This is a genomic window from Pantoea sp. BRR-3P (assembly GCF_039621635.1).
Classification (GTDB): domain Bacteria; phylum Pseudomonadota; class Gammaproteobacteria; order Enterobacterales; family Enterobacteriaceae; genus Pantoea; species Pantoea floridensis.
This window is the reverse complement of record NZ_CP155067.1, coordinates 453,024-473,059: the sequence shown is the minus strand read 5'-3', so window position 1 is coordinate 473,059 and position 20,036 is coordinate 453,024. Positions and strand designations below refer to the sequence as shown.

Annotated in this window: 18 protein-coding genes; 9 read left to right on the top strand and 9 right to left on the bottom strand. The window is 55.7% G+C overall.

The features are described from left to right. Positions 1-419: 419 nt before the first annotated feature. Positions 420-2,624: a ferric-rhodotorulic acid/ferric-coprogen receptor FhuE gene (gene fhuE / locus AAGR08_RS21760; RefSeq protein ID WP_345830114.1), complete on the top strand. Its 2,205-nt coding sequence runs from the start codon at positions 420-422 to the stop codon at positions 2,622-2,624. A 162-nt stretch (positions 2,625-2,786) separates the two neighbouring features. Here fhuE and AAGR08_RS21755 read toward each other — a convergent pair whose 3' ends face one another. From AAGR08_RS21755 to AAGR08_RS21730, 6 genes are all read right to left on the bottom strand, one after another. After that, positions 2,787-3,905 (bottom strand): M20 family metallopeptidase, encoded by a 1,119-nt coding sequence (locus AAGR08_RS21755; protein ID WP_345830112.1) that lies wholly within the window; start codon positions 3,903-3,905, stop codon positions 2,787-2,789. Further along, positions 3,905-4,660 carry a glutamine amidotransferase gene (locus AAGR08_RS21750; protein ID WP_097097756.1) on the bottom strand — a complete coding sequence of 252 codons (756 nt, stop codon included), beginning with the start codon at positions 4,658-4,660 and terminating at the stop codon, positions 3,905-3,907. The genes AAGR08_RS21755 and AAGR08_RS21750 overlap by 1 nt, the downstream gene beginning before the upstream one ends. Positions 4,661-4,674: 14 nt before the next feature. Then, positions 4,675-5,754, bottom strand: a complete 1,080-nt coding sequence (locus tag AAGR08_RS21745) for a phosphotriesterase-related protein (protein WP_097097757.1) — start codon at positions 5,752-5,754, stop codon at positions 4,675-4,677. Positions 5,755-5,757: 3 nt separating this feature from the next. After that, positions 5,758-6,759: an ABC transporter permease gene (locus AAGR08_RS21740; RefSeq protein ID WP_345830110.1), complete on the bottom strand. Its 1,002-nt coding sequence runs from the start codon at positions 6,757-6,759 to the stop codon at positions 5,758-5,760. Positions 6,760-6,777: 18 nt separating this feature from the next. Further along, the gene (locus tag AAGR08_RS21735) at positions 6,778-7,524 is read right to left on the bottom strand and encodes an ATP-binding cassette domain-containing protein (protein WP_176519248.1); all 747 of its coding nucleotides are present in this window, start codon (positions 7,522-7,524) and stop codon (positions 6,778-6,780) included. A 369-nt stretch (positions 7,525-7,893) separates the two neighbouring features. Next, positions 7,894-8,922, bottom strand: coding sequence for a LacI family DNA-binding transcriptional regulator (locus AAGR08_RS21730; protein ID WP_097097760.1), 1,029 nt, complete (start codon positions 8,920-8,922; stop codon positions 7,894-7,896). A gap of 452 nt (positions 8,923-9,374) precedes the next feature. On the opposite strand from AAGR08_RS21730, the gene AAGR08_RS21725 reads away from it, so the two are divergent. Beyond that, positions 9,375-10,325 (top strand): substrate-binding domain-containing protein, encoded by a 951-nt coding sequence (locus AAGR08_RS21725; protein ID WP_097097761.1) that lies wholly within the window; start codon positions 9,375-9,377, stop codon positions 10,323-10,325. A gap of 4 nt (positions 10,326-10,329) precedes the next feature. Here AAGR08_RS21725 and AAGR08_RS21720 read toward each other — a convergent pair whose 3' ends face one another. Continuing rightward, positions 10,330-11,199: a PfkB family carbohydrate kinase gene (locus AAGR08_RS21720; protein WP_345830107.1), complete on the bottom strand. Its 870-nt coding sequence runs from the start codon at positions 11,197-11,199 to the stop codon at positions 10,330-10,332. Between the two features lie 28 nt (positions 11,200-11,227). On the opposite strand from AAGR08_RS21720, the gene AAGR08_RS21715 reads away from it, so the two are divergent. The 7 genes from AAGR08_RS21715 to AAGR08_RS21685 are packed head-to-tail and all read left to right on the top strand — an operon-like array spanning position 11,228 to position 17,717. Then, entirely contained in the window at positions 11,228-12,073 is an 846-nt protein-coding gene (locus AAGR08_RS21715; RefSeq protein WP_345830106.1) for a BtpA/SgcQ family protein, read from the top strand. Beyond that, positions 12,073-12,732, top strand: a complete 660-nt coding sequence (locus tag AAGR08_RS21710) for a TenA family protein (RefSeq protein WP_345830104.1) — start codon at positions 12,073-12,075, stop codon at positions 12,730-12,732. Before AAGR08_RS21715 ends, AAGR08_RS21710 begins: the two co-directional genes overlap by 1 nt. Next, entirely contained in the window at positions 12,729-13,496 is a 768-nt protein-coding gene (locus AAGR08_RS21705) for an ATP-binding cassette domain-containing protein (RefSeq protein WP_097097765.1), read from the top strand. The genes AAGR08_RS21710 and AAGR08_RS21705 overlap by 4 nt, the downstream gene beginning before the upstream one ends. Before the next feature lie 29 nt (positions 13,497-13,525). Continuing rightward, a complete protein-coding gene (locus AAGR08_RS21700) occupies positions 13,526-14,497 on the top strand; it encodes an autoinducer 2 ABC transporter substrate-binding protein (RefSeq protein WP_345830102.1) in 972 nt (323 codons plus the stop codon). Between the two features lie 11 nt (positions 14,498-14,508). Next, positions 14,509-15,450, top strand: a complete 942-nt coding sequence (locus tag AAGR08_RS21695; protein ID WP_345830101.1) for an ABC transporter permease — start codon at positions 14,509-14,511, stop codon at positions 15,448-15,450. Further along, positions 15,447-16,391, top strand: coding sequence for an ABC transporter permease (locus AAGR08_RS21690; RefSeq protein WP_345830099.1), 945 nt, complete (start codon positions 15,447-15,449; stop codon positions 16,389-16,391). Before AAGR08_RS21695 ends, AAGR08_RS21690 begins: the two co-directional genes overlap by 4 nt. A 3-nt stretch (positions 16,392-16,394) precedes the next feature. Continuing rightward, positions 16,395-17,717, top strand: a complete 1,323-nt coding sequence (locus AAGR08_RS21685; protein ID WP_345830097.1) for an ArgE/DapE family deacylase — start codon at positions 16,395-16,397, stop codon at positions 17,715-17,717. Between the two features lie 147 nt (positions 17,718-17,864). On the opposite strand, the gene AAGR08_RS21680 is transcribed toward AAGR08_RS21685, so the two are convergent. Next, positions 17,865-18,914 (bottom strand): pyridoxal-phosphate dependent enzyme, encoded by a 1,050-nt coding sequence (locus AAGR08_RS21680; protein WP_345830095.1) that lies wholly within the window; start codon positions 18,912-18,914, stop codon positions 17,865-17,867. A gap of 110 nt (positions 18,915-19,024) precedes the next feature. Continuing rightward, positions 19,025-20,032, bottom strand: coding sequence for an ABC transporter permease subunit (locus AAGR08_RS21675; RefSeq protein WP_097097771.1), 1,008 nt, complete (start codon positions 20,030-20,032; stop codon positions 19,025-19,027). Positions 20,033-20,036 lie beyond the last annotated feature (4 nt).

Here is a 20,036-nt window from a genome sequence, read left to right as displayed (position 1 = left end):
TGTATCAGCCTAAGAATAATAGAGGGGCGTTTACTTCGCATTTTACGGCGCTCTTCGAACAGCACGTTGCTTGTCAGCCTAGGCGGCTGTGTTTATTGCTACGCCACTGAGCGTTCTGGTACGGCCATTCATTCCTGTGCTTCCTGCCGGTTGGGCATCCAGAAACTGTTCTTTTTCACGGAGTTGCTGATAACGCTAACGGAATGATTCCGGAAAGTAACCTACCTCAATTATTACTCGTTGACGCATAAGGCTTTTATCTAAGTGTAAAAGTGTCAGTTAACCGGTAACAATTTCTTGCATTGCAAACCTTAATGCGTATATTTCTCATTTGCTTTCTTAACGGCATCCTTACTGTTCTTCGTTCCGCAGACGCTGCGATGCCGAAAAAAATAACGATAAGTTGATTGAGGAATCGTATGTCTTTCGAAGATTTGCGCGTCAGGAAACCCGGCAGTGTGCCTCAGCGTGCGCTGCGTCTCTCTTTACTGGCTATGTTGATTGCGTCGGGTATCGCGCAAGCAGCGGAATCCACCCCTCCCGAACAGACTCTGAACGTTGATGCCAGCGCCAGCGCGGATCAGCAAGAGCAGGCCGCCAAAGATTACAGCGTTCCCGTGACGCGTGCCGGTACCAAAATGGCGCTGACCGCGCGCGATATTCCGCAATCGGTTTCGATTGTTAGCAAGCAGCGGATGGAAGATCAGCAGCTGCAATCGCTGAATGATGTGTTGTCGAATACCACCGGCATTCACGGCGTCTCGGGTGATATGGATCGCACCAACTACTATTCGCGCGGTTTTATGATCGACAACTACATGGTCGATGGCATCCCTACCGCCTTCGCTTCGCGCTGGAATCTGGGCGATGCGCAGAGCGATATGGCGCTGTATGAACGCGTTGAAGTGGTTCGCGGCGCCACAGGTTTGCTGACCGGACCGGGCAATCCCTCCGCTTCAATCAACATGGTGCGCAAGCACGCCGATAGCAAAGCGTTCACCGGCAGTGTTTCTGCCAGCTACGGCAGCTGGAATAAGCAGCGTTACGTTGCGGACCTCTCTGCGCCGCTGTCGCCAGAAGGTAACGTGCGTGGACGCCTGGTGACGGGCTATGAAGACAAAAACAGCTTTATCGAACGCTACGGCGCAGACAAGAAGTTCGTCTATGGCGTAGTCGATGCCGATCTGACCGATGCCACGAAATTGTCGATAGGCTATGAGTTCAGCCAGGTGAATACCGATTCGCCAATGTGGGGTGGTTCACCCCGCTGGTATACCGACGGCTCGCAGGTGAAACTGCGCCGTGGTTATAACACCGCGCCGGATTGGGCTTATAACAATAAAGAAAACAATAAAGTCTTTATTAACCTGCAGCAAAACTTTGATAACGGCTGGAACATCACGCTTAACGGCACGCATAACCAGATGACTCTGGATAGTAAGCAACTGTATATCGATAGCTATATCAATAAAGACACCGGCGTTGCCGTCAATCAGTATCCTGCCTCTTATGCTTATGACGCCGTCGGCGGTACTGGCTACAACACCGGTAAACGTAAAGTAGATGCGGTGGATGCCTTTGCCAGCGGCCCGTATGAGATGTTTGGCCGTCAGCATGAGTTAATGCTGGGCATCAATTACAGCCGTCAGGATAATAAGTACTACAGTGCCTGGACCAATATTTCACCGGCGCAACTGGGTAATTTCTACGATTACAACGGTAACTTCCCGGAGTCTGACTGGAATCCACGCGAACCCGCTTCGGATACCCAGCTGGTGCGTCAGAAGTCTGCTTATCTGGCAACCCGCATTTCGCTGGCCGATCCGCTACATGTGATCCTGGGCGCGCGTTATACCAACTGGAATCGTCAGACGCTGACGGAAGAGATGGAGAAGAACAACATCACGCCATATGGCGGCGTGATTTGGGACTTCTACGATAATTGGTCAGCGTATGCCAGCTACACTTCGGTGTTCCAGCCGCAGGATTACCAGGATTCTTCAGGCGGATTCCTGGCGCCAGTGATTGGTAAAAACTACGAAGCGGGGGTGAAGTCGGATTGGTTTAACAGTCGCCTGACCACCTCAATTTCGGTATTCCGCACCGAACTGGATAACGTCGGTGAAGCCACAGGACAAACCAACCCTGAAACCGGTAATGCGATCTATGTAGGTAAAAGCGGCGTTGTGAGCCGTGGTGTTGAGTTCGAGGTGAACGGCGCGGTGACGGATAACTGGCAGATGACCTTCGGCGGAACCAGCTATGTGGCGGAAGATCGTGAGGGCGAAAATTACAATTCGCAGCTGCCGCGCACGTCATTCAATCTCTTCACCAGCTATCGCTTGCCGATGCTAGAGGCGCTGACTGTCGGTGGTGGTGTGACCTGGCAATCGAAGACTTACAGCGATCTTGCCGGTCCGGAAGGCAACGGCACCTGGCGTGCACGCCAGGGCAGCTATTCGCTGGTGGATCTGTTCGCGCGCTACGACGTGACCAAAAACGTTTCGCTGCAAGCGAACATCAACAACCTGTTCGACAAAGAGTACGACAACAACGTCGGCAACGGCGGGATTGTTTACGGTGAGCCGCGTAACGTCTCGGTATCCGCGACCTATCGTTTCTGAGGAAAATGCTGGGTGGGCAGGATTGTGCACCCAGCAATCCCGCAGGTCGCCATCAATGGCGACCCTACGTTAATAGTGCGGGGCTTTCGTAGGGTGCGCATTGATGCGCACCTGTATAAATAGGTTAAGTGAGCGACATTCCGCCATTCATGGCGACCGCTTCTATACCTTCATCCAATCCGCAATAATCTGCCCATATAACTGCTCGGCTTCCCCCAGCTTACTCAACAAACAATACTCATCGGTCTGGTGCGCCATCGTCGGTTCGCCCGGGCCTAATATAATACATGGCGGATTACCCAGCGCGGGCAGCAGCAGCGAAGCATCGGTAAAGTAGGGCACCACGCGCGCGGCTAACGGCTGCGTGAAAAGCGCCTGGCAACGGCGATAGACCGATTGGATCCACTGATTCTCTTCGGAACTCAATACGGCAGGCAAATCGACCAGGGTGGTGATCTGCACTTCTTCTCCGAGCATAGCCGCTAACCGCTGGCGAATTGTTGCGTGTTGCAAATTCGGCGCGCTGCGAATATCAACATCAAATGCCGTGCGATCCGGCACCGAGTTAATGTTTAAACCACCCTGAATCCGTCCGACATTCAGCGTGGGCTGCTTCATCAACGGATGCTGTGCGCCGGGAGAAAAGTGGCGGATTTTGCCTAACGCATCAGCCGCGAGGTAAATAGCGTTAATTCCCAGTTCCGGCATCGCGCCATGGGCGGTTTTTCCGCGCGTCTCGCAGCGAAGCCACAGTGCACCTTTATGCCCAATCACCGGATAATTGGCTGTCGGTTCGCCGACGATTAGGGCCCCAATTTCCGGCAACGTGCCGGCATCAATTAGCGACCGCGCGCCTTCACAGCCCGTTTCTTCACCGCCGGTGATCAGCAGAACCACGCCGCGCCCGGCACGAATCGCCGTTTGCTGCTGGAGGCAGGCGAAAGCAAAAGCCGCTATCGCCGCTTTCATATCACTCGAACCGCGTCCATAAAGCCGATCGGCCACGATATCCGAGCCAAAAGGATCGTGTTGCCAGGGCTGATTGCCGAGCGGCACGGTATCCAGATGGCCGGTAAACGCCAGCGGTTTTCCGGGCGATGCGCCGTGAAGATGCGCAATCAGATTGCTGCGGCCAGCACCAAAAGACGACAGGTTAACCGTAAAACCTCGCTCGCTCAGCCAATCGGCCAAAAACTGCATGCACGCCGCTTCATTACCGGGCGGATTGATCGTATCGAAACCGAGCAAATGTTGGGTAAGGGCGAGCGAAGCGGGAGGCATCAGGCGCGCTCCGTTAGCCAGTCGAAGCAGTTAATCCACAGCTGGCGATAGCCGGGCCATTGCGTAAACTCTTGCGGTAGCCAGTGTGCCGACATATCGCTGGTCCACACCAGCGATCGGCCTTTTTCATATTCACGCACCGCTAATAATGGATGCGCGGTGCCAGCAACGGTCGCCAGCAGCGTACCTTCAGGTTGCATCTCCACTTCGTTGTATCCCAGCATCCACGGCCATTCGCCGGAAATATTGTTGAATACCGCATGCGGCTGCGTCATCTCCAGGGTCGATCCTTCGGGCGTTTCAACACGATCATCCCAGGCGAGGCAGCGCACCGGCAGGACTTTTTCCACCAGCGTATGGCGGAAGCGCGCACCGCCATTGATACCCTGAAAACTGAAGTAACCACCAATCATCATCAGGCTGCCGCCCGCCGCCACGTAATCGTGGATCAGCGATAAGCGGTTGGCGGTGCGACGGCTTTTTAGCCAGGTATCGGGATGCAGCAGCAGCGTATTGGCACCAATATCCGAAAGAATAATCACATCCCACTGCTGCAATCCTTCCAGCGTGAGTGGGAAATCGGTGGCCGCAGCGTGTGCCGGCATGTGCGTGACGGCGTAATCGCTCTCCTTTAACGCCGCGATAAAATCGCTGGCGCCGGTATGCCAGGTGGCGGTGGAGAATTGGTCAAAGCCTTTGATGTGGTTCGAGGTGCTGGTCCAGGATTCGCCCACCAGCAAGACTTGTTTCTGCATGATAATTTTCCCTTTCACCCGCCAAATACGCGCTGCGGGTTAGCAATCAATAAGGTTTCGAGTTGTTCGCCGCTGACGCCGTGACGTTTCAGGCGCGGGACAAAATGTTTGAGGATGTAGCCATAACCGTGGCCGCCAAAGCGCGTCAGCATGGTTTTCAGGAACACATCCTGCGACAGCAGAATTTGCTGGAGGTAGCCGTCATCGATCAATTCGCAGATGGCGCGCGCGTTCTCTTCATCGGAAGGTGATTGCGCCGATTCATCGGCGTAGTAATAACTCATGCCGATCATGTCGTATTCAAGGAACACCCCGCGATCGGCCAGTTCACGCTGATAGCGTTTATCGGCAAAGCTAGGATTCATATGGCACAGCACGGTGTGACGCAGATCGGCGCCTTCCTGCTGCAAGATATCCAGCACCTTATGGCCTAAACGTTCCCAACCCGGCAGATGCACCTGAATCGGCACGCCGGTTGCCGCACTGGCGCGTCCCGCCGCGCGCAACGATTTCTCTTCATCGGCGGTAAAGTGGCTGGAGATACCGATTTCACCGATCAGTCCGGCAATCACCTCCGGTTTTTCCGCTGCGCCACCGAGATCAAAGATCAATTTTTCGCTAAGCTGCTCCACGCTGATACTTTTCACCCATGCGGGATGCGAGGGCTCGAGGTAAAGTCCAGTGCCCATCACGATGTTGAGACCGGTTAAGCGGGCGATACGCTGTAAGCCCTTCGGGTCGCGGCCAATGCCGATATTGGTTGGATCAATAATGGTTTCCCCCCCCAACGCGCGGTACTTCATCAACTCTTCAATCGCCAGGTCGACGTCAAACAGTTGGCAGTTATCGCGGCTCATCAGCGGGTTCATGGCCAGTTCGCCGAGGTTCTCGATCTTGACTGGCATCTCGGCAATATGACGATCGCTGCAACAGCAGGGCGGCACCCATTTACCGGACGCATCGAGCAGAATGTGTTCGTGCATCAAGGTCACGCCCATCTCAGCCAGCGGTAGCGGTCCTAAAACCGTCATCACGTAGCCACTTGTAACGCCAAGCGGTAACGGATCGGCATGACGGAAAATCGATCCTTTCATGGGCTATCCTTTTGCCGGCGCGCGGGCGGGGTTGAGAATGCGGGTATTCAGCCAGATGGCGAGCAGAATGATGGTGCCGGTGGCGATTTGCGTATAGAACGGCGAGATGTGCGACAGGATCAGTCCGTTCTGGATGATGGCAATCGACAGCGCGCCCAGCAGCGTGCCGATAATGGTGCCAAAGCCGCCAAACAGGCTGGTGCTGCCCAGCACTACGGCAGCAATCACCTGCAGTTCAAAGCCTTCACCCTGATTGGATGAGCCGCTGCCGAGACGCGCGGTAATGATCATCCCCGCCAGCGCTGCTGCCATGCCGCTAATGATATAGACCTTCATGGTCACCGCTTTGGTGTTGATACCGCTGCGACGTGCACCTTCCGCATTGGCGCCAATCGCCGTAACGTAGCGGCCAAAACGCATATGGTTCAGCACAATATGCCCGGCAAACAGGACTACGATGCCAATCAGCGCGGGCATCGGAACGCCAAGCACCCAGGCGCGCCCCATAAAGGTAAACAAGCTGTCGGCCGGCACCGGAATGGAATAACCTTGCGTGACCAGCAATGCCACTCCGCGCACTACCGCCAGCGTGGCCAGGGTGACGATAAACGCCGGAATTCCCTCAAAGGCGATAAAGAAGCCATTGATGGCGCCAACTAATCCGCCCAGCAGCAATCCACCGATCAGCACCACTGGCCAGGATAAGCCCCAGTTGTTAAGCGCGATAGCGGAAAGCGCGCCAACCAGCGCCAGCGTCGAACCCACCGACAAATCAATGCCGCCGGTAGTGATCACCAACGTCATTGCGGTTGCAACGATCAGCAGCGGAGCACTTTGCCGAATGATATTCAGCCAGTTAGTGCTGGTGAGAAAGTTGCTGGTGATCAGCGAAAACACCACGCAGCAAAAGATGAAAAACAGCGCAATGCTCACCACGCCCGAATGGTTATGCAGCAGGCGACGCGGTAGCGAATGCTGAATCATGCGCGAACTGCTTAAATTCATGATGCTCATCCCATTACCTCAGTGTGCAGCCGCCGAATGAGCGGTAAATTTCTCACCCACAATCAAATTAACGATATCGCTCAGGCTGGTATCCGCTACGCGGCGATCCGCTACGTTGGTGCCTTCGTACATCACCATAATGCGGTCGCACACCAGGAACAGATCCTGCAAACGATGGGTGATGAGGATGACGCTAACCCCGCGCGCAGAGACGCGCCGTATCAGCTCCAGCACCGCTTCCACTTCCGCTACGGCTAACGCAGCGGTCGGCTCATCCATGATCAGCACTTTCGGATCGAAGGCGGCGGCGCGGGCAATAGCAATCGCCTGCCGTTGGCCGCCGGATAAATTGCGCACCAGCAAACGCGTATCGGGAATCGAAATACCCAAACCTTTCAGCATATCGCGTGCTTCGGCATGCATTTTGGCCTGATCGAGAAAAGGGATGCCGAGCACCGATTTCATTGGCTCGCGGCCCATAAACAGATTACCGGCGACATCCACCGTGTCGCACAGCGATAAATCCTGGTAGACCATCTCAATGTGACAACGGCGCGAATCCGCCGGATTGGTGAAGTGCTGCTGCTCACCGTCGATGCGAATGGCACCGCTGGTGGGCACCACCGCACCGGAGAGCACTTTGGTCAGGGTTGATTTGCCCGCACCGTTATCGCCCACCAATCCCAGCACTTCCCCTGGCGCCAGCTGCAAATTCACGCCGCGCAGGGATCGTATCGAACCGTAAGTTTTGGTGATGTTAATCATTTCTACCCGTGCCGGGGTAGCGTGTGGCTGCTGCATCTGATCACTCCCATTGCGGTTACCGGGACAATTGTTAGTCAGCGGGAAAGGTCGGATCTGGCGCGGTTTACATGCTAGTAAACCGGTTTACCTGCCGGATACAACATAACCTGATACGTGCTGGCTCTGGATACAACGATATTTGTTTGCCGGGAGGAATATTGCAGTTTCTGTGCCAGGTTATAATTTAGCCAGTATTGTTAAGATAAAAAAATCGTTAATTCAATAGGTTAATTTTGCGCAGCGAGGTAAACCGGTTTACTAGAAGGTAATGCACTGGTGATTTTTGATCATCTTTTGCGCCAAAGCTGTGCAATTTTGCGCCATTATGGTTCAGGGGCAGCAGAGTTGGATCGAATCGCGTCCAACCCATTCGACCGGCAAGCGAGTTTCCAATGGAATATTGGCTTCGTTGTTGAGCAGGCGCAGCATGATATCTACTGCGGTATAACCCAGTTCCCGGGCGGGTTGGCGAATGGTGGAGATGCGCGGCTGCGTCAGGTCGGTGTAGTTGGCGTCATCAAAGCCAACCAGTGAAAGTGCAGCGGGGGCCTGAAGGCCGCTGGCACGTAAGCCATCCAGCAAGCCCAGCACCAGATAATCACTGGCGGCAAACACGGCGGAGGGGCGTTGAGACTGGCTGAACAGCTGCTGCAAAGCCTGCTGACCAAACTCACGCTCGTAATTACCGTACATGACCCATTCGTCGGGTACCGACAAACCGGCCTGCTTCATCGCGGTGCAGAAGCCGAGATAACGTTCGCGCACGCTCATCAGCTGTTCCGGACCGCCAATAAAGGCGATATGACGATGTCCCGCAGCGATCAGCTGTTCAGTCGCGATACGCCCGCCTTGCACGTTGTCAGCAAATACTTTTGGTACGCTGCTGCCGGGAATATCTTCATCGAGTAATACTATATGCTGATGACGCTGCATCTCTTTACGCAGCAAGCCGTTATCTGGACGGTTGGTGGTAAACAGCAGGCCATCGACCTGGCGTGTGTCCAGCCAGCGAATGAACTGCGCCTCTTTGTCGGGATTGTTGCGGGTGATGCAGAGTACCAAACTGTAACCGCGCGCTGATGCCGCCTCTTCTGCCGCGTCGGCCAGTTCAGCGAAGAAGGAGTTGGTGATATCGGGCAGCACTAAACCCAGGGTTTCGCTGCCGCCTTTGCTCAGGCGTCGCGCCAGGCTGTTGCCGCGATAATCGAGCTGGTGGATGGCAGCTTCAATGCGGTCAATCGTCTCCTGCGGCAACACAATGCTGTGATTCAGATAGCGAGAGACCGTGGCCTTGGAGAGCCCTGCTAATTTCGCCACGTCAGATAACAACACGCGTTTTGTGCTCATGTTCCTCGCCATAGTGATTTATCGGTCGCCATGAATGGCGACCCTACAAAAACGTGCCGATCAATCGTAGGGTCGCCATTTATGGCGACCTCACAATAACGCGCGGAGTCGCAAGAGGATGCGTTTTTATCCACACCAATATCTGTAACACACTTAAGCGCGGCTGATACAGCGCTTTCCTTTGCCCACTGGCGCATAAATAAACACTTGACAAAAAAAGTCACTCAGCGAATTGTATGCACAGTTTACCGCAGTACCGGGAATCCATTCCCAAACTGACTTTCGTTATTTCACCAGGTATTCCTAGCGGATGGGTTGCCGAAAAAACGTAAGCAGAGCGTTTTAAAAACACTGCACCTGCGCAGTGTGAACAGCATATCCATCGATATTTGCCCGCCAAAAATAATCTCAGTGTCTTAACGCTGGGAAACGCTGATTATTATTTATTCCCGACGAGGAACACCATGATGTTATCTTTCACCGGAAAACTGCGTTCATTGGTTTTGGCTACAGGCTTAATTTCTGCGGGTTCCCTTTTTTCCCTGGCGCAAGCCGCACCAACTTATGCCTTAGTGCAAATTAATCAGCAGGCATTATTCTTTAATCTGATGAATCAGGGCGCGCAAGAAGCCGCTAAAGCCAGTGGTAAAGATCTGGTTATTTTCAATGCCACCGATAATCCGGTTGCGCAGAACGATGCAATTGAAAACTATATTCAGCAAGGTGTGAAAGGCATTCTGGTTGATGCTATTGACGTCAACGGAATTATGCCGGCGATTAAAGAAGCCGCTGCCGCGAACATTCCCGTAATTGCCATCGATGCAGTATTACCAGCGGGTCCACAAGCGTCACAGGTTGGTGTGGATAATCTGGAAGGCGGAAAAATTCTCGGAAAATATTTTGTCGATTACGTGGCGAAAGAGATGGGCGGCAAGGCACGCCTGGGCATTGTCGGTGCCCTTAATTCGGCGATCCAGAACCAGCGTCAGAAAGGCTTTGAAGAGACCATCAAGAGCAATAGCAACATCACCGTTGCCGATGTGGTGGATGGTCAGAATATCCAGGACAACGCCATGACGGCAGCGGAAAACCTTATCACCGGCAATCCTGATTTAACGGCAATTTATGCCACCGGAGAACCGGCACTGCTGGGCGCGATTGCCGCCGTGGAAAACCAGGGACGGCAGAAAGCGATCAAAGTCTTCGGTTGGGATCTGACGGCCAAAGCCATCAGCGGTATTGATGGCGGTTACGTTACTGCTGTGCTGCAGCAGGATCCGAAAAAGATGGGCGAAGAGGCGCTGAAAGCCCTCAACACGCTGTCGGCAGGGAAAACGGTGAGTAAAACCATTCTGGTTCCAGCCACCGTGGTGACCAAAGCGAACGTCGATACTTATCGTCCGCTGTTCAAGTAACCGGTTACTCGCTGCGCGTAGCCAGCAGCGCGGCGAGTTCCTGTTGCGTAGGGAAAGCCGTCACGGTGCCGGTACGGCTCACGGTGATGGCGGCTGCCTGGCTGGCATGTTGTAAAGCAAGCCGATCGGGTTCTACGCCGCGCAGGAGCGCAGACGCCAGCAGCACGGCGAGGAAGGTATCGCCTGCACCGGTGCTGTCCACCGCCTGCGTCGGTGAGGCGGGACAAAAGCTGCGTTGCGTGGCGGTGAAAAGCAGCGCACCGGCAGCGCCCTGAGTAACGATGAGGGTGCTGACGCCAGCCGGTTGCAATAAATCGGCTTCCAGCTGGTTCACAACGGCAATATCGACCAGCGGCCAAAGTTGCGCGAAGTCAGGATTGACCGGTGAGGGATTAAACACGGTTTTCATCCCTCTGGTTTTTGCCCAGCTGAACAGCGCGCGGGTTTTCTCTACGGAGAAATTGCCTTGCTGCAGCAAGATATCACCAGGAGCGGCATCGGCTAAATAGGGCAGAATCATCTCCACCGTTAAGGCATCGGCCGCTGCGGTGGTGGTAATAATGGCATTGTCACCATCGCTGCTGTTTAAAATAATTGAGGCGTCACTGTGAGGGGATGAATATTCAGTGGGAAAAAGTGTCACCGGTTCATGAGCGATATTCTCACGAATCCAGCGTCCATTGCTGTCGTCGCCTATTGCGGCAATTAAACGTGTATCGATACCGCAGCGTGAAATAACAATCGCCTGATTAGCGCCTTTGCCGCCAATATCCTGCGATGTTTTTACGCCGTGAATAGACGCGCCCTTTTGTGGCAAATCGTTAATGGACCAGGTTTCATCAACAACAATATTACCTGCAACATAAATTCGCATAATGGTTCTCATTAATAAGGTGAAGAAGATGGTTTCTATATCAGCAGGAAAAAGTAGCGCAATACAAGATATTTTTTCCAGGAAGAAAGCGGTGATAGGTGTTATTCATTGCGAGGCTTTTCCGGGGGCGCCTAAATATCAAGGTAAGCCGCTCCCCGCTATTATTGAGCGTGCGCTGCGTGATGCCGAAAATTATATATCGGGTGGTGTACATGGTTTGATCGTAGAAAATCACGGTGATATTCCTTTTGCCAAACCAGAGGATATTGGTCCGGAAACCGCTGCCTTTATGGCGGTCATTACGGAAAAGATTCGCGAACGTTTTGGCGTACCACTCGGTATTAATGTGCTGGCCAACGCCGCCATTCCTGCTTTTGCTACCGCTCTGGCGGGCGGCGCTGATTTTGTCCGTGTGAATCAGTGGGCTAATGCCTATATCGCCAATGAAGGATTTATTGAAGGCGCGGCGGCAAAAGCGCTGCGTTACCGCAGTCAGCTGCGGGCCGAACATATCCGCGTGTTTGCCGATAGCCATGTCAAACACGGCAGCCATGCGATTGTTGCCGACCGCTCCATTCAGGAGCTCACGCGGGACGTGGATTTCTTTGACGCGGATGCGGTGATCGCCACCGGGCAACGCACTGGCGACAGCGCCACGCTGGATGAAATCGACGAAATCCGTGCGGCTACCGAGCTGCCGCTGCTGGTTGGTTCCGGCGTAACACCCGCCAACATCTGCCAGATCCTTGAACGCACGCAGGGCGTAATCGTCGCCAGCGCGCTGAAAGTGGATGGCGTGTGGTGGAATGAGGTTGAGCTTGCACGCGTTAAACACTTCATGTCCGTGGCGCAAGCGGCGCTGGAGGAGGCGTGATGAAAGGCTTCTCTGATGCGCTTTTGCAGCAGCATCAAACACTATGGCTGGCGATGCAACAGCATCAGTTTGTGCAGGATATCGAGCGCAATCAGCTGCCTGACGCCGTGTTTAATCGCTATCTGGTGTTTGAAGGCAACTTTGTCGCCACTGCCATCAATATCTTTGCGCTGGCAGTGAGTAAAGCGCCGGATATTCGCCAGCAGCGCTGGTTAATTGGCGTGTTAAATGCGCTGGTGGATACGCAAATTGCCTGGTTTGAAGCGGTGCTGGCGCGGCGCAACATCAATACGGCGGATTATCCGGATGATTTGCCGGGCGTGACGGCGTTTCGCGATGGCATGTTAAACGTCGCAAAGCAGGGCAGTTTTGCCGAGATCATCACGCTGATGTTTGGTGCCGAGTGGATGTATTACCACTGGTGCGCACGCGTCAGTGCCCAACCGCTGCTGGATGACGACATCCGTCGCTGGGTCGATATGCATGCTGAAGAGGAGTTTCATCAGCAGGCGCTGTGGCTGAAAGCCGAGCTGGATCGCTGTGCACAGGATCTTAGTGAGGCAGAAAAAAACCGCTTATCCATTCTCTACGGCCAGGTGCTGCAGTGGGAAATCGATTTCCACAGCGCCGCCTATCTCAGCGCTGGGGAGAGAAGATGACGACGTGTTTTATTGAGGCGCGCAACATCTGCAAACGCTTCGGTGCCTTAACGGCACTTAACCAGGTCAATCTCACCATTCATCGCGGCGAAGTGCTGGCGTTGCTCGGCGATAACGGCGCAGGGAAATCCACCTTTACCAAAGTACTGTCGGGTGCTTACAGCGCCAGCGACGGCGAACTGTGGATTGACGGCCAGTCGGTGAAATTCACCTCGCCGCGCCAGGCTGCAGAACACGGCATCGCCACCATTTATCAGGAGCTGGCGCTGGCGGAGAACCTTAGCATTGCCGAGAACGTTTTCCTTGGCCGTGAGCTCAAGCGCCGCGTGCTGGGCATTCCTTTTCTACGCCGACGCGAGATGCGTGAGCAGGTCGATCAGCTGTTAAAGGATCTTGACGCGCATATCTCCGATGCCGAAGCGTCGGTCGGCAGTCTCTCCGGCGGACAGCGCCAGGCGGTGGCGATCTGCCGCGCGCTCAACCTCAACGCGCAGCTGGTGATTATGGATGAGCCAACTGCCGCGTTGGCCGTTGCAGAAACGCAAAAAGTATTACAGCTGACGCGGCGACTCGCGGCGCGCGGCTGCGCCGTGGTGCTGATCAGCCACAACATCAGTGATGTGTTCGCGGTGGCCGATCGCATGGTGGTGTTCCGCCGTGGACGAAAAATTGCCGAGCGGCGTCACGCCGAAACCTCACCCGATGAAATCGTTTCACTCATTACCGGCGCGCATCCCGATGCACGCGTGTTTGAGAATCAGTAATTGCTCTGCCATTAACCAGGGGAAATAAAATGCGTCGAATTGCTACTGCAGTCTGTTCTCTCTCATTACTGTTTTCAGGTTATTCCCTCGCCGCAGAAAAAGTGGCCTTTGTGCCACAGATTATCGGCATTCCCTATTTCCAGGCGATGGAAGCGGGCGGTAAACGCGCGGCCAGCGATCTGGGCGTCGAGTTTGTCTATAGCGGTCCGGTAGACACCAATCCAATGGATCAACTGCAGATCGTGCAGAACCTGATTGCGCAGAAGGTTAACGCGATCGGCATCAGCGTGCTGGATGCATCCAGCATTGCGCCGGTACTGGCGCAGGCGAAAGCGAATAATGTGCATTTGTTTACCAGCGACAGCGATGCCCCTGACAGCGGCCGTCCGGTATATGTCGCGCAGGCTACCGATCAGGGATTGGGCGAAACCATCATTGACGAGATGGTCAAACGCGTTGGCGAACGCGGCAAAATCGGCATCGTTTCCGGTGAAGCCACCGCATCTAATCTCAATAGCTGGATCGGCTTCATGCAGCAGCGGGTGAAAAGCAAATATCCCCACATTACCTTGCTCAAACCGCAATATGCCGGTGGCTCCGCCAGCCGCGCGGCACAGATCGCCACCGATTTAATGTCCGCCAATCCGGATCTTAAAGGCTTGATCGCCATGGCGTCGACCACTTGCCCTGGCGTCGCGCAGGCCATTGAAACCGCCGGTAAGAATGGCAAGGTGATCGGCAGCGGTTTTTGCAGCCCGAACACCGCGCGCGCCTATCTGAAAAGCGGTGCTTTTGGTTACACGGTGCTGTGGGATCCCGAGAAGCTTGGCTATCTGACGGTGTGGGCCGGTAAGCAGCTGATTGATGGCAAAGCCTTGAGCGCCGAAAACCGCGTGCCAGGTTTCGCCGAGCCGGTGAAGTTTGATAGCAAAACCGGCGTACTGCTGCTCGGTGCGCCGGCAGTATTTACCAAAGAGAATGTCGACCAGTTCAACTTCTAATGGGGATGCGCATGCACATGACTTCACGGGAGATCGCTTTACTGGCGATCGCCTTGCTCGCCATTGCCGGTTTCTCCTGGTTTTCTCCCTGGTTCGCGACGGTGGATAACCTGCTCACCATTCTGCGCAATAGCAGTGAACTGCTGTTGATCGCGCTAGGGATGACGCTAGTGATCGCCATGGGCGGCGTGGATGTGTCCGTTGGCGTGGTGATGGGCGTAGCGGCCTGGGGGGTTGGCCAGCTGCTGCTGACGAATTCGCCGTGGCTGGCGGCGCTGGCGGGGCCGTTGCTCGGATTACTGCTGGGCTTGATGACCGCGCTGGTGGTAGTGATTGGTCGTATTCCAGCGATTGTTGGCACCCTCGGTTTGTTCGGCGTGTGGCGCACCGGGCTGTTTGCGCTGCTCGGCGGACAGTGGCTTTCCGGTTTGCCAGGCACGTTAACCGGCGGGTTAATGCATTCCCTGTTGGGCGTGCCGGTGATGGCCTGGATCATTGGGCTGGTGTGGGCCAGCGTGTGGCTGGTATTGCGTCACACACCGTACGGTTTGTGGCTGCTGGCGGCGGGCAACTCGGAGGAGAAAGCGCGGCTGGCGGGCATTCCGGTCACTCAGGTACGCATCGCCACCTTTATGATCAGCGGTTTGCTGTGCGGTATTGCCGCCACCTGCTATATCGCGACTTATCGCAACGTCGAGATGACGGTGGGCGGTAGCCTGGCGCTGGAAGCCATCGCCGCCGTGGTGCTAGGCGGCACGCGGATTACCGGGGGATCGTGCAGCTTGCTGGGGACGCTGCTTGGGGTGTTACTGCTGCGTATTCTGCAAAATGGCTTACTGCTGGTGGGCATTCCATCGCTGTGGCAAACGGTGGTGACCGGCGCGGTATTGCTCATCGTATTGAGTAGCGAAGCGGCCAGCAGTCGCGTATTTACCTTCAGGAGGCTTGCATGACGTTATGGCGTAAATCTCCTGACTTAACGCTGCTGATCGCGTTATGGCTGCTGCTGGCCATCGGTATTGTATTGCTGTTGCCACAGATGCTGGCGTCCTGGTCAATCACCTCGATCCTGCAATTCGCTACCTTGCTGTCGCTGGTCGCGCTGGGACAATCGTTAGTGGTGATGACCGGAGGCGGCGGCATCGATCTCTCGGTGGGCGGCAACGTTTCGCTTTCGGCGGTGATCGGCATGCTGGCGCTCGATCAGGGCATCAATCCGGCATGGCTACCGCTGATCTGTCTGCTCACCGGCACGCTGGCGGGCGCCATCAACGGTTGGCTGATTGCGCGGCTGCGGCTCTGGCCGCTCATCGTCACGCTGGGCAGCTTCTACCTGTTTTCTGGATTGGCACTGGCGCTGACCGGCGGTGCCGCTATCGCCGGGGTTCCCACGGCGTTAACCCAGTGGGGACGCGGCGCACAATTCTTCATTCCATTACCGTTTCTCACCTGCGTGATACCGGCTTTCCTCATCGCCTGGCTGATTCTGAGCAAAAGCGCGTGGGGGAAATGGATTTACGCCTGTGGCTTCAATGAACACGCCACGCGGCTGGTGGGCATTCCGGTTGATCGCCTGCGTTTGCTCGCCTATTGCCTGAGCGGCCTGCTGGCGGGTTGCGCGGGGTTCGTCTCGCTCACCTGGTTAGGTAGCGCGCGCCCGGAAATTGGCGTCAATCTTGAACTCGAATCCCTTACCGCAGCACTGCTCGGCGGCGTGGCCATTTTTGGCGGACGCGGCAGCGTGGTCGGCGTATTGGCCGCCGCGCTGATGCTGGTAACTATTAAAACCTGCATGTTGCAGCTGGGTTTAAATAGCGTCTGGCAGCTGGGCGTGGTGGGTATGTTGTTGATTATCGTCTTGATGGCACAACGACTTTTTATTTATCGGAGATAACTCATGAATCTGACTGAACTCATCAGCGCACACGTCGACGCTAGCGCAGAACGCATCGCGCAGACGCTGTGCGATCTGCTGGCGTTTCCCTCCATCGTCAAAGTCGATCCGCGTGAAGCCGGTCCTGGCGAGCGCGATTGCCAGCTTTATCTGCAGCAGCGCCTTGCGTCGCTAGGCATGGAGACCGATTTATGGGATCCCGATGGTCCTGCACTCTACGCGAAATATCAGGGCCGTCCGGGCGCCAATAAAGGCCGCACCTTTGAAGGGCGTCCAAATCTTGGGGGAACCTTAAGTGGGGCGGGCGGCGGTAAATCGCTGATGCTCACCGGCCATATTGACGTTGTTCCGCCGGGCCCGCCGGAACATTGGCTGAGCGATCCCTTTGTACCGGAAATCAAAAACGCGGCCGTTTACGGTCGAGGCGCGGTCGATATGAAAGGCGGCGTTGCCTGCATGTTGATGGCGGTAGAGCTGTTGCAGGACCTCAATATTCGCCTGGCGGGAGATGTGGTATTTACCACCGTGGTCGATGAGGAGATTGGCGGCATGGGATCGCTGGCGATGGTCGACCGTGGATTTAAAGCGGATGCGGGCATTATGACCGAACCCACCGCCAATCGCATTTCACCCATCTGCCACGGTATTTTGTGGGGACGGATTATTCTCGACGGCATCGGCGGGCATGCGGAGCTGACGCCAAACAGCTGGGACAGCAGCGGTCCGGTGGATGCGGTGATGCTGTGTCGGCAGATGCTGGATGGCCTCGATGTGCTCAATCGTCGCTGGCAGACGCAGCCGAGCAAAAATCATCCGCTGATGGAACTGCCCAACCAGATTATCGTGACGCAGCTGAAAGTGGGTGAACACCCGGCCTCAATTGCCGGTCGCGCGGAGATTGTGATTGATGTGCAGTATCTGCCATCGGAGAAGGATGAGAGGGGGCTGGGTGGCAATGTTAAAAAAGAGATTGAGGCACACGTCGCGAAGGTTTGCGCGCTGGATCCTTATCTGGCCAGGCATCCGGCCAGGGTCGAGTGGATTCTGGATGCCGATTGCGCAGAAATCGAAGCGGATCATCCGTTTGTCACCACCTTCCAGCAGGGTGTTACCGATGCCGCACTGAATCCGCAGCTGGCTGGATTTGGTGCGCATAGTGATATTGGCCTGCCGAGTACGCTAGGGCAAACGCCGACGGTGAACTTTGGTCCGGGCGATCCGGCGATGTCGCACCAGCCCAACGAGCATGTGCCGATTGCGGATCTGGTGGCCTGCACCAAAGCGATTGCGCTGACGTTAGTGCGCTGGTGCGGTACCGCCTCGTAGATGCCCAGGCGCGGATAAATGCGCTCCCCACGTTGCTATAGCCGGGTTTTCGTAGGGTGCGCATTCATGCGCACCTGCAAAAACAGGCATTTTGAGCGGCATTACGCCATGTATGGCGACCAGGGGTTGTAAGGTCGTATTGGGACGTCATGCGATTTTTCTCGATGTCTGCACCGCGCTTGCCAGCTTCAGTGATTCGGCGGGGACCTGATGCGCGAACAGCTGCGTGGTTAAATAACTGCTGCCGCCATCGGCCAGTAACACCACAATACGCTTGCCGTGATTTTCCGGTCGTGCCGCCACCTGCTGCGCCGCCCACAACACCGCACCGGATGAATCACCCACCAGCACGCCTTCACTCAGCGCCAACTGGCGTGCGGCAGCATAGGCTTGCCAGGTTTCCACCGCGATCACCTCATCGTATACGCGATGATCGAGATTGGCGGGGATGCGTTCTGGCGTCTGATTGCTAAACGCATGCACACCGGTGATCTCCAGCGGCTCCGGTCGCAGTTCGCTCGGTTGCGATCCGATGCCCGGTTCCACCGCGATCACCTGCAATCCCGGATGCTGCTGTTTGAGATAGCGCCCGGTACCTGACAGCGTGCCGCCGGTGCCTACCGCGGCGATAAAGATATCCAACTCGCCGCCGCTGTCGCGCCAGATTTCCGGTCCGGTGGTGCGCTCATGTATCGCCGGATTGGCGGGATTATCCAGCTGCAGCAGGAAATGCACCTCCGGCTCCGCAGCCGTGACTTGCTCGGCCAGCCACTTAGTGGCGGCAACGAAATCGCCGTTGCTGGCGTCATAAAACGCTTTAAAACCATCGATAGTGCTGAACGGCACCACTTCAGCGCCGTAGGCCTGAATAATCTGGCTACGCTCAATGCTGACAAAATCATTGATATAAACGCGGAATTTGTAGCCCTTAGCCGCCGCAATCGCCGCTAAACCAATGCCGGTATTGCCGCTGGTGGTTTCAACCAGCGTATCGCCAGGCTTAATAGTGCCGTTGCGTTCAGCGGCCTCAATCATGCTGAGGGCGATGCGATCTTTCACGCTGTGATTAGGGTTAAACAGCTCGAGCTTGGCGATTAAATCAGCCTGAATCTCCTGCTGCTGCGCATAACGTGACAGACGCAATAGCGGCGTGTTGCCGATCAGTTCGGTGATAGAAGCAGAAATTTTTGCAGCCATAATTGACCTCGGCAATGGATGATGTGAACCGAATATCTGCGCGATAAATCGCGCCGCTACGAATGCATGCACATACCGTAGCGGCGCAATTTATTGCGCAATGTGTGTTGTTACCATTTCACCGCGCTGCGCTGCCACGACAGCAGACGGTCGCGAACCAGGAATAGCAGGGAAATCAGCGAGGAGAACAGCAGCGCCATCACAATCAGCGCGGCATACATGTTGGCGTAGGCCGCCCAGCCTTGCGCCCACTGCAGATACCAGCCGAGCCCGGATTTCACCCCCATCATTTCCGCTGCCACCAGCACCGAAAACGACGCGCCCAGCCCCATAAATAGCCCAACAAACAGGTGCGGCAGCGCCGCAGGCACCGCCACTCGCAGTACCAGAAACAGCGAATTGGCACCCAGCGTGCGCGCCACATCGTAATAACGCGTATCGACGCTGGAGACGCCGGACCAGGTCAGCACCGTCACGGGGAACCAGGTGGCGAGCGCAATCAGGAATACCGCCGCTGAGAAGCTCGACGGGAAGAAGTAGAGGGACAGCGGCAGCAGCGCGGTGGAGGGCACCGGGCCGAGAAAACGCAGAATCGGATGCACCCAGTATCCCAACCCGCGTGACCAGCCAATCGCTACGCCGGTAATAAAACCGACCACGCTGCCGTAGATAAAGCCGAACGCCAGCAGGCGCAGTGAATTCAACACGCTATCCAGCAAACGCGGCCAGTCGGTGGCATAGGCTTCTACCAGCGCGCGCGGTGGGGCAAAAAACGGCGCCGGCAACAGCGCCAGCTTGCCAGTGACGATTTCCCACAGGCCAATCAGCAGCGCCAGCACAATCAGCCACGGACCGCTGCGCTTAAGCGGCGCGAGTAGCGTCAGTCGTGGGAACAGGCTTGATGCAACCGCCAGCCCGCTGAGAATAAGCGCAATGGCGGCAAACAGCTCATGCGTTTCATTAACAAAACGCGGGGCGGCAAAACCTTGCGGCTTATCCGGCACCGCGACCATGAGCGCGACCAGCGCCCACCACAGCAGCAGCGCGACCCACACCGTAGGTTGAATACGACGCGGTCTGTCACGGTTGCGGGCAATTGTCAGAGTATCACTGGCCATCCTC